The sequence below is a fragment of the Cupriavidus phytohabitans genome (assembly GCF_017815025.1).
Taxonomy (GTDB): Bacteria; Pseudomonadota; Gammaproteobacteria; order Burkholderiales; family Burkholderiaceae; genus Cupriavidus.
Window position 1 is genome coordinate 12,326 of sequence record NZ_JAGIQB010000011.1, and the last position, 14,668, is coordinate 26,993.

11 protein-coding genes are annotated in these 14,668 nt (G+C 69.0%); 3 read left to right on the top strand and 8 right to left on the bottom strand.

What is annotated here, in order from left to right; genetic code table 11:
- Positions 1-21: 21 nt before the first annotated feature.
- The 6 genes from J8I34_RS09685 to chrA all read right to left on the bottom strand — a co-directional run bounded on the left by J8I34_RS09685 (position 22) and on the right by chrA (position 6,338).
- A complete protein-coding gene (locus J8I34_RS09685) occupies positions 22-1,647 on the bottom strand; it encodes a sulfite reductase subunit alpha (RefSeq protein ID WP_209805924.1) in 1,626 nt (541 codons plus the stop codon).
- Positions 1,644-2,663: an FAD:protein FMN transferase gene (locus tag J8I34_RS09690; protein ID WP_209805925.1), complete on the bottom strand. Its 1,020-nt coding sequence runs from the start codon at positions 2,661-2,663 to the stop codon at positions 1,644-1,646. The genes J8I34_RS09685 and J8I34_RS09690 overlap by 4 nt, the downstream gene beginning before the upstream one ends.
- 13 nt (positions 2,664-2,676) lie before the next feature.
- The gene (locus tag J8I34_RS09695) at positions 2,677-3,543 is read right to left on the bottom strand and encodes a DUF4198 domain-containing protein (RefSeq protein ID WP_371748057.1); all 867 of its coding nucleotides are present in this window, start codon (positions 3,541-3,543) and stop codon (positions 2,677-2,679) included.
- Positions 3,544-3,562: 19 nt separating this feature from the next.
- Positions 3,563-4,087: a DUF2271 domain-containing protein gene (locus J8I34_RS09700; RefSeq protein WP_209805926.1), complete on the bottom strand. Its 525-nt coding sequence runs from the start codon at positions 4,085-4,087 to the stop codon at positions 3,563-3,565.
- 73 nt (positions 4,088-4,160) lie between these two features.
- Positions 4,161-4,817, bottom strand: a complete 657-nt coding sequence (locus J8I34_RS09705; protein WP_029045192.1) for a PepSY-associated TM helix domain-containing protein — start codon at positions 4,815-4,817, stop codon at positions 4,161-4,163.
- A gap of 297 nt (positions 4,818-5,114) precedes the next feature.
- A complete protein-coding gene (gene chrA / locus J8I34_RS09710) occupies positions 5,115-6,338 on the bottom strand; it encodes a chromate efflux transporter (RefSeq protein ID WP_209805927.1) in 1,224 nt (407 codons plus the stop codon).
- Between the two features lie 338 nt (positions 6,339-6,676).
- Here chrA and J8I34_RS09715 point away from each other — a divergent pair, with 338 nt between their 5' ends.
- Positions 6,677-8,233 (top strand): methyl-accepting chemotaxis protein, encoded by a 1,557-nt coding sequence (locus tag J8I34_RS09715; protein WP_209805928.1) that lies wholly within the window; start codon positions 6,677-6,679, stop codon positions 8,231-8,233.
- A gap of 120 nt (positions 8,234-8,353) precedes the next feature.
- Positions 8,354-8,605 carry a GlsB/YeaQ/YmgE family stress response membrane protein gene (locus J8I34_RS09720; RefSeq protein ID WP_029045189.1) on the top strand — a complete coding sequence of 84 codons (252 nt, stop codon included), beginning with the start codon at positions 8,354-8,356 and terminating at the stop codon, positions 8,603-8,605.
- On the opposite strand, the gene J8I34_RS09725 is transcribed toward J8I34_RS09720, so the two are convergent.
- Positions 8,578-11,841 (bottom strand): transglycosylase domain-containing protein, encoded by a 3,264-nt coding sequence (locus J8I34_RS09725; protein WP_209772931.1) that lies wholly within the window; start codon positions 11,839-11,841, stop codon positions 8,578-8,580. The two genes, J8I34_RS09720 and J8I34_RS09725, sit on opposite strands and share 28 nt — an antisense overlap.
- A 262-nt stretch (positions 11,842-12,103) precedes the next feature.
- Entirely contained in the window at positions 12,104-13,138 is a 1,035-nt protein-coding gene (locus J8I34_RS09730; RefSeq protein WP_209805929.1) for an aldo/keto reductase, read from the bottom strand.
- A gap of 288 nt (positions 13,139-13,426) precedes the next feature.
- On the opposite strand from J8I34_RS09730, the gene J8I34_RS09735 reads away from it, so the two are divergent.
- Positions 13,427-14,656: an NAD(P)/FAD-dependent oxidoreductase gene (locus J8I34_RS09735; RefSeq protein ID WP_209805930.1), complete on the top strand. Its 1,230-nt coding sequence runs from the start codon at positions 13,427-13,429 to the stop codon at positions 14,654-14,656.
- Positions 14,657-14,668: the final 12 nt, after the last annotated feature.

The window sequence follows — 14,668 nt, forward strand, 5'->3', positions numbered from 1 at the left end:
TCCGCACGGCGCTTTGAGCGATTAGTAGACGTCGCGCCGGTAGCGGCCCTCGTCGGCAAGCTCGCGCAACGCGGATTCGCCAAGGATTTCCATGAGCGCCTCGTTGACGCCGCCAGCCATGCCCTGCAGGCTGCCACAGACATAGATCGCCGCGCCGTCGGCGACCCATTCGCGCAGCAGCGCCGCCTGCGCGCGCAGGGCGTCCTGCACGTAGCGCGCCGTGCCGCCGTGGCGCGACCAGGCATGGTCGACGCGCTGCAGCGTGCCGTCGGCCTGCCACGCGGCCAGTTCGTCGGCGAAGAAAGCGTCGTGCTGCGCCGAGCGCTCGCCGAACAGCAGCCAGTTGCGGCGCCGTCCCGCCGCGGCGCGCGCCTTCAGGTGCGCGCGCAGGCCAGCCAGGCCGGTGCCGTTGCCGTTGCCGACCAGGATCAGCGGCCGGTCGCCGGCGGGCGGATGGAAGCCGCGATTGGCGCGGATGCGCAGTGCGATATGCGCGCCCACGGCCGCATGCTCGGTCAGCCAACCGGAAGCCAGCCCCAGCCGGCCGTCGTCGCGGCGTGCCTGCCGCACCAGCAGTTCGAGGCGGCCGTCCTGCGGCAGCGATGCGATCGAATACTCGCGGTGCGGCAGCGGCGACAGCGCATCGATTAGCTGCTGCGCCGGCACGCCCTGCATCGCGGCAAAGTGGGCATCTGGGAGCGGCATGCGCGTGGCCAGGGCTTCGGCCAGCGTGAAGCCGCGGCCGTCGCAGCGCACCCGGGTGGCGCCGTCAAGCGCAAGCAGCGCCAGCAGCCGCTCCACCTCGGCGGGCGCATGGCATGGGCCGACTTCGGCGATGTCGCCGGGCTGCCAGTCGAGCGCCCCAAGCTCCTGCGGCTCCAGCACCAGATGGAACGCCGGCGCGCCGTGGCTGCCGGGATTCAGGTGGTGGCGCTGCGCCAGCACCCAGTCGCCGTAGCGCGGGCGCTCCCAGTCGGCGATCTCCGCGCCGCCGCTGAGCGCCGACAGGTGGTTCTGCCAGTGGCGCAGCGCGCCGGCGTCGCCATTGTCGACCTCGATCAGGTCGAACAGCGGCTGCGCGCGATGGCGCTGCAGCCAGTGGTCGAGCGCGTGGCCGAAGGCGCAGAAGCGCGCGTAGCTGCTGTCGCCGAGCGCCAGGATGCCATAGCGCAGCTCGCGCAGTCCGTCCGCGCCGCCGGCCAGCAGGCGGCGCGCAAACCCGGACGCGCTGTCGGGCGCATCGCCCTCGCCGGTAGTGCTGACCACGAACAGCGCCTGCCGGCACGCGGCCAGCCGGCCGGCATCGACCTCGGCCAGCGACAGCAATTGCACCGGCATGCCGGCGCCCTGCAGCGCAGTCGCGGTCTGCAGCGCCAGCTGCCCGGCAAACCCGGTCTGGCTGGCATAGGCGACCAGCGTGGCGCCGTCCGTGGTGTCCGTGGCATTGGCCAGCGCCGCCACGCGCGCGCGCCGCTGGCGGTGGTGCGCCAGCACCGTGCCGCAGAAGCCGGCATAGGCGGCCACCACGCCAGCGGCGATGGCGTCGCGCGACGGCCCCAGCACCGACAGCGCCACGCCGCCGGCCAGCGCCAGCCAGCTGGCGCCGGCGAGCGGTGAAACAAGGGGGGAAAGGATGGAGCGGCTCATGCCAGCATCGCGGCAAGAGCCGGGGAAAGATGTTCGTCGAAACCGCCCGGCGTGCGCACCAGGAAACGCGCGGCAATGCCGTGGCGGCGCGCGTGCGCCATGCCGGCTTGCGGACCGAGCACGGTCAGCGCGGTAGACAGCGCATCGGCCAGCATGCACTGCGCGTGGATCACCGTGACCGAAGCCAGCGCGTGGCTGGCCGGGTAGCCGGTGCGCGGGTCGATGGTATGCGCATAGCGCCGGCCGTCGCTGTCGAAGTAGCGGCGGTAGTCGCCGGAGGTGGCGACCGACAGGCCGTGCAGCGCCACCAGGCTCTGCCCGCCCTGTTTTTCCTGTACGTCGCTCCCAAGACCGGGCGGCGCTTCCAGCGCGACCCACCACGGCATGCCATCAGGCTTGACGCCATGGCCGCGCAGTTCGCCGCCGATCTCGGTGAGGTGGTGGGCCACGCCCTGCGCATCGAGGTAGCGCGCCACCGCGTCGACGGCAAAGCCCTTGGCGATGGCGCAAAAATCCAGCGACACGCCGCCGGGCTGGCGCGCGCGCCGCGCTTCGGCATCGAGTTCGATGCGCGCCCAGCCGCACCGGCCGCGTGCCGCCTCGACGGCATCGGGCGACGGCGGCGCGCTGCGCCGCGGTGCCGGGCCGAAGCCCCACAGGTCGACCAGCGGCCCGGCGCTCGGGTCATACGCGCCGCCGCTGGCGCGCGCCACCTGCAGCGCGCATTGCAGTACGGCAAAGCAATCGGCAGGCAGCTCGTGCCAGCCGCCGGACTCGGCGCGGTTGAAGCGGCTGATATCGGAATCCGGCTCCCAGTTGCTCATCTGCGCGATCACGCCGTCGAGCACGGCAACGATGCCGGCGCCGATGGCATCGGCATCCGCGGCGGGCGGCAGCATGGCCACGACCGACCAGGTCGTGCCCATGCTCTCGCCGCCCCAGCGGTGCTGCCGCGCATCGCGCGCGGGCGGCACCGGGGGCGCTTGCAGCGCGACCGGAACGAGGATGCGATTCAAGCCAGGAGGACGCTTACTGCGGCAGCACTTCCACCGTCACCGCGTAGGTGGCGCGGCGCGACTTGGCCTGCTTGAAGGTCGCCTTGTCGTCGCGCACTTCGGCTTCCATCCAGTACATGCCCGGCGCCGGCCACTTGACGCTGAACTTGCCGTCGGCGTCCGTAGTGGCGCTGAGCTCCTGCAGCTTGTCGCGATAGCGGATGCCGCCCGGCACCACCTCGACCTTCAGGTTGCTCGCGGGCTTGCCGTCGAGCAGCAGGCGGAAGCTGGCGGTGTCGCCGGCAACCAGGTCGTTGGGATGCGTGATCGGCGCCAGTTCCAGGCCGCGGCCGGTGATGCGCAGGCCCTTGTCGCTGGGCTTGCCGGCGGTGACGAAGGACTCGACCCGGCCTTCGGCCTGCGTGACCGTCAGGTCCTGCGCGTTGGCCGGGACTTCTTTGGCGAAGTTGTCCGCCGAGCCGCGCCAGCGCTTGGCCTGGCCATCGATCTTGTAGCTGGCGAACAGGCCCTGGTTGACCACCGCCACGCGGTAGGTGCCCGGCTGCGTCAGGCGCAGGTCGAAAGTGCTGCGGTATTTGCCGGTCGCGGCGTTCTCGGCCTTGACGGCGCTGCCGTCCGGCGCGGTCACCTGCAGGTTGTCGAGGCGCAGCGGCACGTGCTCGAAGTAGAACAGGTCGTTGGAGACGGCGGCGTCAACGGTCACCCACGGGTCATTGCCGGACAGTACGGTGGCCGACGGCAGCAGCCACTGGCGGTGCGCGTGCGCGGCCAGCGGCGCCAGCGCGGCGAGGGCGAGCACGGCCATGTTTGTGGCCATGCGGGTGGCCATGCGGGAACGGGTGGGGGACACGATGGCAGACAGGATCGCGGCAGGTTTCATCGTCAGGCTCCGGGAAGGATTACGGCTTCAGGTCGACGGTGACACCGCCGAGTTCGTGGTCGCCCCTGGCGCGGGCGGTCTGTGCGGATTGCGGCGGCCAGGTGAACGGCACGCGCACCAGTTCGCGCCCGCCGACTTCACGCGCGGCTTCGACCACCAGCTGGTAGTCGCCTGCCGGCAGCTTGCCCAGCGGGTTCTTGCCGTCGCGGAAGCTGACCGTGTGCTCGCCCGGCGCGCGGGTCGCGCCCGAGATGCCGTCGGCCGGCATGTTCAGGTCGCGGCCGGCCTTGCGCCACCACTGGCGCATGTCCTTGAGCCACTTGGTGCCCTCGCTTTCCTTGAGCTTGCCGTCGTACCAGACCGCCAGGGTGTGCACCGGGTTCTGGTCGGCGCGCTCGACCCACATCGCCACGTAAGGCTTGTGGTACTCGGCCACGTTGAGCCGCGGGATTTCCACCTTGACGTTCAGGTCGGCGGCCAGCGCGGGGCCCGCGAACGGGACCGTGGCCATGCCGGTCAGGGTGACGGAGAGCAGTCTGCGCATATTCGGAGAAACCTCGTCAGTGAGATACAGCAGGAAATCGTTCGGGATGCCGGCGGTCTGGTGAATGCCATGCTCAGTGAATGAACAACACCGCCAGCAGCAATGGCACCACCAGCCCCAGGCCGACCAGCGGCCAGGTCGCCAGGCGTCCGCCCGCGTGCAGCTTGAGCAGGAACAGGCCGGTGACGCTGAAGACCAGGCACGCGAGCGCGAACACATCCAGGAACAGGCTCCATGCCTGGCCGGTGTTGCGGCCCTTGTGCAGGTCGTTCAGGTAGGAGATCGCGCCGCGCGTGGTTTTCTCGTACTGGGCCTCGCCGCTGTCGAGTTCGAGGCTGACCCAGGCATCGCCACCCGGGCGCGGCAGCGCCACGTAGATCTCGTCGGCCGACCATTCGGCCTCGCGTCCGCCGGCATCGACATCGAGCGCCTGGGCCAGCCATGCGGCCAGCGCTTCAGGCACCGGGGCCTTGCGATCGCGGGATTTACCTGCGCCGGCAGGCTCCTGTGCGCGCAGCGTGTCGAGCAGCGCGGCCGGCGCGGTGGCGTGGCGCGTCTCGACCGCGGGCCTTGCCTCGATCTGCGATGCGTGATTGAGCGTGAAGCCCGTCACGGCAAACAGCATCATCCCGATCAGGCAGATCGCGGAACTGATCCAGTGCCACTGGTGAAGGTGCTTGAGCCAGAACGCGCGGCGCTGCTGGCCGGAAGCTGGCTGGGATTCGGTCATTGCGGTGGTAAGCGGCTGGCCCCGTTGGAGCCGGCGGCCGGCCCTGCTGGGAATCCTGGGAAGCTGGAGCGCCGCCTCGCACAAAAGACGCGGAGGTTGTGCCATTGTCATCACAATGACGGACGCCGAAGAGAAGAATAATCGTTCTCATTTCAATGCGCAAACGGTTCCGCGGCGCGTCAGATTACGGCGCATTACAAGGGTCAAGCTAGGTCTTGTGTTGCGTACGGTGCACGCCGTGCCGGGGTCTTCCGGCCACGCCACAGCGGCACCTGTACAGCGGCTTCTGCAGCGACGTTATAGCCACATTCCCGCGGCCCACCCCGCCACGCCGCTGGCCAGCACCACCAGCCAGGGCGGCAGCTTCCACACCATCAGCGCAACCAGCGCCAGCGCGACCAGCACGATATCGAGCGGCCCGCGCACCGCGCTGACCCACACCGGCTGCCACAGCGCCGCCAGCAGCAGCCCGACCACGGCCGCATTGACGCCGGCCAGCGCGGCCTGTGCCCGGCGGTTGCGGCGCAGGCTTTCCCAGTACGGCAGCGTGCCGACCACCAGCAGCGCGCCGGGCAGGAAGATCGCCACCGTGCACAGCAGGCCGCCGGCCCAGCCGCCCGGCGGCACCTGCGACGAGGCGCCCAGGAAGGCGGCAAACGTAAACAGCGGGCCGGGCATTGCCTGGGCCACGCCATAGCCGGCCAGGAAGGTTTCCTTGCCGACCCAGCCGGGCGCCACCACTTCGGCGTCCAGCAGCGGCAGCACCACATGGCCGCCACCAAAGACCAGCGCGCCGGCGCGGTAGAAGGCGTCGAACAGGCGCACGGCAGGGTCGGCGCCCAACTGCGCCAGCACCGGCAGACCGGCCAGCAGCAAGGCGAACGCCACCAGCAGCAGCGCGCCGGCACGATGGCCGACCGGCAGCCCGAGCGGCTCATGCGGGCCGGCCAGCGCCGGCCGCAGCAGCAAGGCGCCCGCCAGCGCCGCAACGGCCATCACCGCCACCTGCGTCCACGACCCCGGCAGCGCCAGCACCGCGCCTGTGGCGGCGACCATGATGGCGATGCGCACCGGGCCACGGCACAGCGTGCGCGCCATGCCCCACACCGCCTGGGCCACCACCGCCACCGCGACCAGCTTGAGCCCGTGCAGCACCCCGGGTGCCGCGGCCATGCCGTAGTGCGAGACGCCCAGCGCGAACAGGATCATCAGCAATGCCGACGGCAGCGTGAAACCCAGCCATGCGGCGAGCGCGCCGGCGTATCCCGCGCGCGACAGCCCCAGCGCGATCCCGGTCTGGCTGCTTGCTGGGCCAGGCAGGCACTGGCACAGCGCGACCACGTCGGCATAGGCGGCCTCGCTCAGCCACTGCCGGCGCCGCACCAGTTCCTCGCGGAAGAACGCCAGGTGCGCGACGGGCCCGCCGAACGACGTCAGCCCCAACCGCAGGAACAACAGGAATACGGCAAGCGGGCCGTCATGGCGGCGGCTGTTTTCGGAGGGACTTGGCAGGGTGACCATGGGTGCGGGCGGCAGGCGTAGGGAGAAGGGTTGCGTGGGTACAACGTGCCGAATTCTGCCGGACTTCAGGTGTCATCGCGTGACAAGAGATGCCGGAATCACGCCGCGCACGCTGCCGGCGAATAAAAGAGCCAATTACAGCACTTTCATGTCCCGTTTGTTAAAACCAATCAACCATATGCGCAGCATGGACGGTATTACCCCAATCAAGTTAGTTTCCCTCCCCGCCGTTAGCCCAGACGCACACGCGCGCCCCGACAGGCGTCAGCCATGAATGATGCCGCAGATGCGTGTCACCGATGAGCAATGCGCAATGCGCTGAAGGAGGAATGAAAAGCATGCTGGACAACCTGAGCCTGAAGAAAAAACTGCTGCTGCCGCTGGTGCTGAGCTGGGTCTGCCTGCTCGGCATCACGCTGTGGAACGCCTGGCATATACGCACGCTGCGCATGGATGAGCGCCGGCTCGACCTGGCCCACGTCACTGACACGGCAGTCTCGGTAGTGGCCGAGTACGAGGCGCTGGCGAAGGCGGGCAAGCTGCCCGCCGACGAGGCGAAGCAGCAGGCCATCGAGCGCGTGCGCGCGATGCGCTTCGGCGCCGATGGCTACTTCACGCTGATGCGTTCCGACACCGTGGTACTGATGCACCCGTTCAAGCCGGAGATGAACGGCAAGGCGATGGAGGGGACGAAGGACCCCAACGGCGTATACCTGTTCCGAGACATCGCCGCGATCGGCAAGGGCGCCGGCAAGGGCTTCGTCGAATACCTCTGGCCCAAGCCGGGCGCCGAGGCGCCGCAGCCGAAGCTGAGCTACGTGGCCAACTTCCGCCCCTGGGACTGGAACTTCATCGCCGGACTGTACCTGGATGACATCGAAGCAGCGTTCCGCACCGAGCTTTTGAAGGCGCTGGGCCTGCTGCTGGCGGTCGGCGCGCTGATGTCGCTGGTGATGGTGCGCGTCTCCGCCAGCCTGCACCGCCAGCTCGGCGGCGAGCCGGCCACCACCGCGCAGATCGCCGGCCGCATTGCCGAGGGCGACCTCGCCGGCCATGTCGAAGTGCGCCCCGGCGACGAGCACAGCGTGCTGTTCGCGATGCAGCGCATGCAGGCACGCCTGACCGGCGCGATCGGCAGTATTCGAGGCTCGGCCGATTCGATCGCCGGCGCGGCCAAGCAGATCGCCGCGGGCAATGCCGACCTGTCGCGCCGCAGCGAAGAGCAGGCCGCCTCGCTGCAGGAAACCGCCGCGAGCATGGAGCAGCTCACCAGCACTGTGCGGCAGAGCGCCGACAACGCGCGCCAGGCCAGCCGCCTCGCCGAGGGTGCATCGGACATCGCCGTGCGCGGCGGCACCATTGTCAACCAGGTGGTCGGCACCATGGGTGAGATCAAGCAGGCCTCAGGCAAGGTGGTCGACATCATCGGCGTGATCGAGGGCATCGCCTTCCAGACCAACATCCTGGCGCTGAACGCCGCGGTCGAAGCCGCGCGCGCCGGCGAGCAGGGCCGCGGCTTCGCCGTGGTGGCCGGCGAGGTGCGCACGCTGGCGCAGCGCAGTGCCACCGCCGCCAAGGAAATCAAGGCGCTGATCGGCGACTCGGCGCAACGCGTGGAAGACGGCGCGGTGCTGGTGGAAAGCGCCGGCAAGGCGATGGATGAGATCGTGGCAGCGGTCAAGCGCGTGACCGACCTGATGGGCGAGATGCGGGCCGCGACCGAGGAGCAGACCGGCGGCATCGAGCAGGTCAACCAGGCGGTGTCGCAGATGGACCAGATGGCGCAGCAGAACGCGGCATTGGTGGAAGAGGCGGCCGCCGCGGCGGCGTCGCTGGAGGACCAGGCCGACATGCTGCACCGGGCCGTCGGCCAGTTCCGGCTGGCGCGCGCCTGACCCCGGCGGCGCTGTCACGTCAGCGTCATACGCGGCCTCCGGCTGCGTGTATCATGAAGCGCAGGCGGCTGCACCGTGCAGCCGGCCCCCATCCCAGGCAGTCCACCACCGGAGCGCACCATGATGGCATTCATCGGCACCGTGTTCGTTGGCCTCATCGTCGGACTGATCGCACGGGCAGTGAAGCCCGGCGACGACAAGATGGGCTGGATCATGACCATCCTCCTCGGCGTGCTCGGCTCGGTGGTTGCTGGCTACGTTGGCCGCGCGATGGGCTGGTACCAGCCGGGCGAGCCGGCTGGCTGGGTCGCCTCGGTGATCGGCGCGATCGTGCTGCTGGTGATCTACGGCATGGTCCGCCGCAAGGGCTGACTGGCCTTGCGCACGGTGATGGCATCGTTGGCGTCGGCCAGGCTCGGCGCCTCGGGCTTGACTGGCGCAGGCGCCGCGGGCTGAGCCACCGCGTCCGCGCGGGGCGGCGCCTCCAGCCCTTGCGCCAGCGTGGCGCCCGGCACGGCTTCGGCCGGTGCTGCCATGGTCGGCATGCGCGGCGTGCGCAGGCCCGGCGCGGCATCGCGGCAGCGCAGCAGCGCGCGGTCGCCGCCGGGCGCCATCGCCGACACCTGCGGCGCGATCGCGCGCAGCACCCGCACCGCCAGCGCGCTGGTAAAGCTGTAGCGCACCGCGTACGGTTCGCGCACATTGACCACCACGGTGCCGAAGAAGCGCTCGCCCAGCATAAAGACGAAAGTCGCCGAGCGGTTCACCGAGCGCGACGAGATCAGCCGTCCGCCCGGCCCGTACACCTGGAAGCGCTGGTCGCCGGTGCCGGTCTTGCCCGCCACCGTCAGCGTCGCGCCGTTGCGGCCCGGCACCGTGAAGGCGCCGCGGATCGACTTGGCGGTGCCGCGTTCCACCACGTCCAGCATTGAACGCCGCGCCAGCTCGGCCACCTCGGCCGGCAGCACGCGCTTGCCCGATCCCGGCTGCAGCACGTAGCGCGTGGCGTACGGCGTGCCGTCGGCGAAGGCCAGGCTGCGTACCGCGGAACTCTGCGTGACCACGCCGCCGGCCAGCAGGATACCGGCCAGTTCGGCCAGCGCCGCCGGACGGTCGCCCGCCGCGCCGATCGCACTGGCGTACGACGGCGTCAGCGAATCGAACGGGTAGCCCACCCGCTGCCAGCGCCTGGCGATGCGGGCGAAGGCGTCCTGCTCCAGCAGCGTGCGGATGCGGTTGTCCTGGCCTGCCTTGCTGCGCGTCTTGAACAGCCACTTGTACACTTCCTGGCGCTCGGCCGTGCTGGCGCGCAGCAGTTCCGTCAATGTGGCGTCGGGGTGCTGGTCCAGGTACTCCACCATCCACAGTTCCAGCGGATGCACCCGTGACAGGTAGCCGCGGTCGTTCAGGTTGAACTTGTCCTTGCCATACTTGCGGTACAGCGCGGGCAGGTCTTCCTTGGCCAGCTGCTTGTCGCCCAGGCGCGCGCGCATGATGCGGATATAGCTGTCCTCATCCAGGTACGGGCGCGCGCTCAGCAGCGTCACCGACATGCGCACCGCATTGATGTGCGGGATGGTCATGCGCACGCGGCCCAGCAGCGTATCCAGCCGCTGCTCGGAAGTCTTGCCGCGGTAGCGCTGGTAGAAGTTGACCATGTAGGCGCTGCCTTCCTGGTCGGCGAAGCGCTCCAGATACTCGCGCCGGCCCGGTGCGTAGCGGTCCTCGAACAGGTCGCCGATGTCCGGGTTGGCGTGGAAGGTCTCGTAGCGCACGATGTCGCGCATCATGCGGATGAAGACCAGGTTGACCGAATGCTGGAACGCGATGCGCACGGTCATGTTGCGCTCGCCCGCCTCGCGCTCAAAGTTGGTGAAGCTCTGCAGCCCGCCGCCGGTGTAGAAGCCTTCCCCGGCGCTGCCGGAGTACTTGCGTTCCATCGCGGCCTCGAGCATCGCCATCAGTTCGCGCTCCTCGGGCTTCTTCGCCTTGGACAGGTAATCCACCGCCCAGTGGGCGAGCGTATCCTGCCGTGCCAGCCGCACCCCGGCCAGTTCGGCGCGGCCCATGCGGGCGTATTGCGCATGCAGCTCGCTGATGATTTCCAGGTAGGTCACCAGCGTGCGCAGCTTGGCGGTCGAACCGAGGTTCAGACGCGCGCCGCTGTTGATGTCGAACGGCTGGTCGATGTTGTCGGCCTGCACTCGCACCACGCTGGCGTTACCGACACGCTCGAACAGCGTGAAGCTGGTCATCAGCTTCGACGGATCATCGTTGTCGCGCAGCAGGTTGTGGCCGTACAGGCCCATGGCGCGCGCATCCGCCTTGTTGTTCACGCGCTGCAGCGTCTCGGTGACGATGCGCTGCGCCTCGCGGTTGATGGTGCTGTCGACCGTCAGGTCGAGCCGGTCCATGTCGTAGCGGCTTTCCACGCCGGTTAGCCGGGAAACGTCGGCGCGCACGCGGTTGACGGCCTTGCGCGTGACGAACGGCTCCTGCGGCCCGCGCTGCGGCGGTGCGGCCTTGTCCAGCGGCTGCGCCAGCGCCGCGTCGCGCAGCTCGGCGGTGATGACGCTGTTGGCGGCCAGCAGGCGCAGGTAGCTGGCCGTCAGCGCATCCAGGTTGGTGTCGTCGCGGCGCAAATGGTAAGACGGCCGGCGCTGCGAGATGATCAGCGACAGCGCACGCTTGAATACCTGCGCCTGGCGCGGCTCGGGCGCGCGCTGGTCCAGTTCCTTGAGCAGCCGGTTGACCTCGCCGAAGTCCTCTCCGTACCACACCCACAGCGCGTCGCCGATGCCGTTGATCTCGCCGAAGCCCTCGCGCGCCGACAGCGGCACGGTGTTGAGGTAGTCGACCACGATGCGCTCGCGCGCGCGCTGCGTATCGGGTCCGTCCAGATAGGCGCGCAGCGACGCCGACGCCATCTGCCGGAATTTCTCGGGGATCGACGCGGTGCGTCCCTCGGGGGAGTGCCGGTACTTCTCGATCTGCGTGGCCAGCGTGCTGCCGCCGGGCGCGTCATGCGAACGGTCGGCCAGCCGGATGAACTGGTCGAGCACCGCGCGCGACAGCCGGCGCCAGTCCAGCGCCGGATTCATGTTGGGGTATTCGGGGTTGAGCAGGCCCTGGTTCTCGACGTACAGCAGCGCACTGACCAGCAGCGGCGGCACCGTGGCGAAATCGGGATACTGGCGCTGCGGATAGCGCTCGAACGCCAGCGTCAGCCCGTTGCAGTCGCGCAGCAGGAGGCCGGCCTGGTTCTTCTCGCGGTAAGGCGCGAACAAGCCCTGATCCATCAGCCTGACCATGTCAGGCGACATGCGCGCCTGTTCGGCGGGAACGTAGCCGCGCTGCTGCAGCCGCTGCGCGAACTGCGGCAGCAGGCCGTAGCCCATGCGTGCATCATACGGACCGGAATGCGGGAAGCGGATGCTGTCGCTGGCGCCAGGCTGGATCTCGAAGGTCAGCCGCTGGCCGAGTTCGCCGATGAGCCGCGCCTGCCAGTGCGAATTGCGCACTTCGCTCGCCACAAAGCTATACACGACGTAGACGCCCCCGGTGAGGGCGACCGCCAAGCCAGCGAAAATCCAGCCACGACGCGACACGTTTGGGCTTCCCTGTTTGACCGGCGTTGCGCGCATCGGAATCCGCGCACCGGCTCGAAGCGCAATGTTCTCGCGGCACGCGCATTGCGCGTGCCGCCTGTCTTGATATTAGTAGGAGTCGGGCCGGCGTGCAGCAAGCATGCGTGTGGTCATCATGTCATTGACCGCGCCGCTCATCGCGCCGTCGTTAACGCGCGCCATTCGGAGACGCGTTTGCGCCACATGCCGGTGCGTGGTCCCGCACCACCGGCGTGCGTCGCAGTCATGCCTGCTGCGCGCGTGCCACCGGCCTTCCCCCGAACGGGTAGCCCGGGTCGTTGTAGCCGTGGGTCGACGCATGCCCCGGCACGACCAGCGCATCGATCATCGATTCTTCCTCGGGCGTGATCGCGACGCCGAGCGCACCGAAGTAGTCTTCGAACTGCGCCAGCGTGCGTGGCCCCGCGATGACCGACGAGACGATGGGGTTGGCCAGCACCCACGCCGTGGCGAACTGCCCCGGCGTCAGGCCGCGCGCCTCGGCATGCGCCTTGAGTTGTTGCGCGATCACCAGCGATTCCTCGCGGAACTCGGTTTCCATCATGCGGCGGTCGGCACGGCCGGCGCGCGTGCCCTGGTCAGGCGCCTGGCCGGGCGCATACTTGCCGGTCAGCACGCCGCGCGCCACCGGGCTGTAGGGCACCACGCCGAGGCCATAGTGCTCGCAAGCCGGCAGGATCTCCACCTCGGGCAGGCGATTCAGCAGGTTGTAGTACGGCTGGCAGGTCACCGGGCGCGGCACGCCCAGTTCGCCGCACAGCCGGGCGATCTCGGCGATGCGCCAGCCGCGGAAGTTCGACACCGCCCAGTAGCGGATCTTGCCGCTGCGCACCAGGTCGCCCATCGCGCGGACCGCCTCTTCCAGGTTTTCGCCGGGATAGTCACGGTGCAGGTAGAGGATGTCGATGTAGTCGGTCGTGAGCCGGTGCAGGCTGTCCTCGACCGCGCGCGCGATCCACACGCGCGAGTAGTGCGAGTGATTGGGTGCGGACTGCATGGCGTTGCCGAGCTTGGTCGCCAGCACCCAGTCGTGGCGGTTGGCGGCCAGCAGCCTGCCGACCATCTGCTCCGACGCGCCCTTGGTGTAGACGTCGGCGGTATCGATGAAATTCACGCCGTGGTCACGCGCGCTGGCAACGATGCGCGCCGCCTCGGCTTCGTCGGTCTGGTCGGCAAACATCATGGTGCCCAGGCACAGCGCCGAGACGCGGAGGTTGCTGGCGCCGAGGCGGCGGTAGGGCATGGTGGTGTCTGGCATGGGTTCTCCGGAAAGGTTGTGTGACCACGGTCCCACATTTTGCCGGGAGTTCGGCCAGCTTGCCGGCAAGCACCGGCAGGCGGCTGACAGCGAAATAAACGCGGCTGCCATGCTGCTTTTATTGCGTGCCTTGTCAGGCCTTTGCTGCACGCCTGATTCCGCGCGACAGCGGCCTGAAATGGTTTCAAGATGTTGCTGGCACGCCAACTGGCGGCGTTTTGCCGCCATATTCTTGCGTTTGCCGGCGCTCACCCCGCCGGCCTGACCAGGAACAAGGATCGGACACCAATGCAAACGGAAACCACGGATGTCGTCATCATCGGCGCAGGCCCTGCCGGCTCGGTCGCGGCGGGCTTGCTGCGCAAGCACGGAATCCCGGTACTGGTGATCGAGAAGGAAATCTTCCCGCGCTTTTCGATCGGCGAGAGCCTGCTGCCGCAGAGCATGGCCTATATCGAAAGCGCCGGCATGCTGCGCGCGGTGGTGGAAGCCGGCTTCCAGTACAAGAACGGCGCGGCGTTCTCACGCGCCGGCCAGCACACCGCCTTCGACTTCCGGGAAAAATTCTCTCCCGGCTGGGGCACGACCTATCAGGTACAGCGCTCCCGCTTCGACGATGTGCTGATCCGCGAGGCGGCACGCCAGGGCGCCGAAGTCCGCTTCGCGCATCTCGTCGAGAACGTCGATGTCAGCGGCGCGCAGCCGGAGGTGACGGTGCGCGCGCCGGATGGCAGCCAGTACCGGGTGCGCGCGAAATTCCTGCTCGATGCCTCGGGCTTCGGCCGCATCCTGCCGCGCCTGCTCAAGCTGGAGTCGCCGTCGGGCTTCCCGGTGCGCAGCGCGCTCTTCACCCATGTCGAAGACCGGATCGCGCCGGGAGCCTTTGACCGCAACAAGATCCTGATCAGCGTGCATCCGCGGCACCCGGACGTGTGGTACTGGACCATCCCGTTCTCGGACGGCCGCTGCTCGCTCGGCGTGGTCGCGGAGAAGGCATTCCTGGAAAACTACACCGGCACCGAGACCGAGCGGCTGCGCGCGCTGGTGGCCGAGGAGCCCGGACTGGCCAGCCTGCTTGCCGATGCCTGCTGGGACACCCCGGCGCGCCAGATCGCGGGCTATTCGGCCAACGTCAGTTCGCTGTGGGGCAATGGCTACGCGCTGCTGGGCAATGCCGGCGAATTCCTCGATCCGGTGTTTTCCTCCGGCGTCACCATCGCCTTCAAGTCGGCCAGCCTGGCCGCTGACTGCCTGGTGCGCCAGCTCGGCGGCGAAACGGTGGACTGGGAGAAAGATTTCGCGCAGCCGCTGCGCGCTGGCGTGGATTGCTTCCGCGTCTTTGTTGAAGCATGGTATGAAGGCCGCTTCCAGAAGCTGATCTTCCACCCCAATGCCACGCCTGAGATCCGCGGCATGATCAGCGCGGTGCTGGCCGGATATGCATGGGACCGCAACAACCCGTTCGTCGCCGATCCGCGCCGCCGCATGGCGGTACTCGAAGAATTCTGCAACGTCTGACGGCCGCCGCCG

Coding starts and splice junctions, on each gene's coding strand:
- J8I34_RS09685 (WP_209805924.1), bottom strand. CDS start 1,647: ATGAGCCGCTCCATCCTTTCCCCCCTTGTTTCACCGCTCGCCGGCGCC.
- J8I34_RS09695 (WP_371748057.1), bottom strand. CDS start 3,543: ATGAAACCTGCCGCGATCCTGTCTGCCATCGTGTCCCCCACCCGTTCC.
- J8I34_RS09700 (WP_209805926.1), bottom strand. CDS start 4,087: ATGCGCAGACTGCTCTCCGTCACCCTGACCGGCATGGCCACGGTCCCG.
- J8I34_RS09705 (WP_029045192.1), bottom strand. CDS start 4,817: ATGACCGAATCCCAGCCAGCTTCCGGCCAGCAGCGCCGCGCGTTCTGG.
- chrA (WP_209805927.1), bottom strand. CDS start 6,338: ATGGTCACCCTGCCAAGTCCCTCCGAAAACAGCCGCCGCCATGACGGC.
- J8I34_RS09715 (WP_209805928.1), top strand. CDS start 6,677: ATGCTGGACAACCTGAGCCTGAAGAAAAAACTGCTGCTGCCGCTGGTG.
- J8I34_RS09720 (WP_029045189.1), top strand. CDS start 8,354: ATGATGGCATTCATCGGCACCGTGTTCGTTGGCCTCATCGTCGGACTG.
- J8I34_RS09730 (WP_209805929.1), bottom strand. CDS start 13,138: ATGCCAGACACCACCATGCCCTACCGCCGCCTCGGCGCCAGCAACCTC.
- J8I34_RS09735 (WP_209805930.1), top strand. CDS start 13,427: ATGCAAACGGAAACCACGGATGTCGTCATCATCGGCGCAGGCCCTGCC.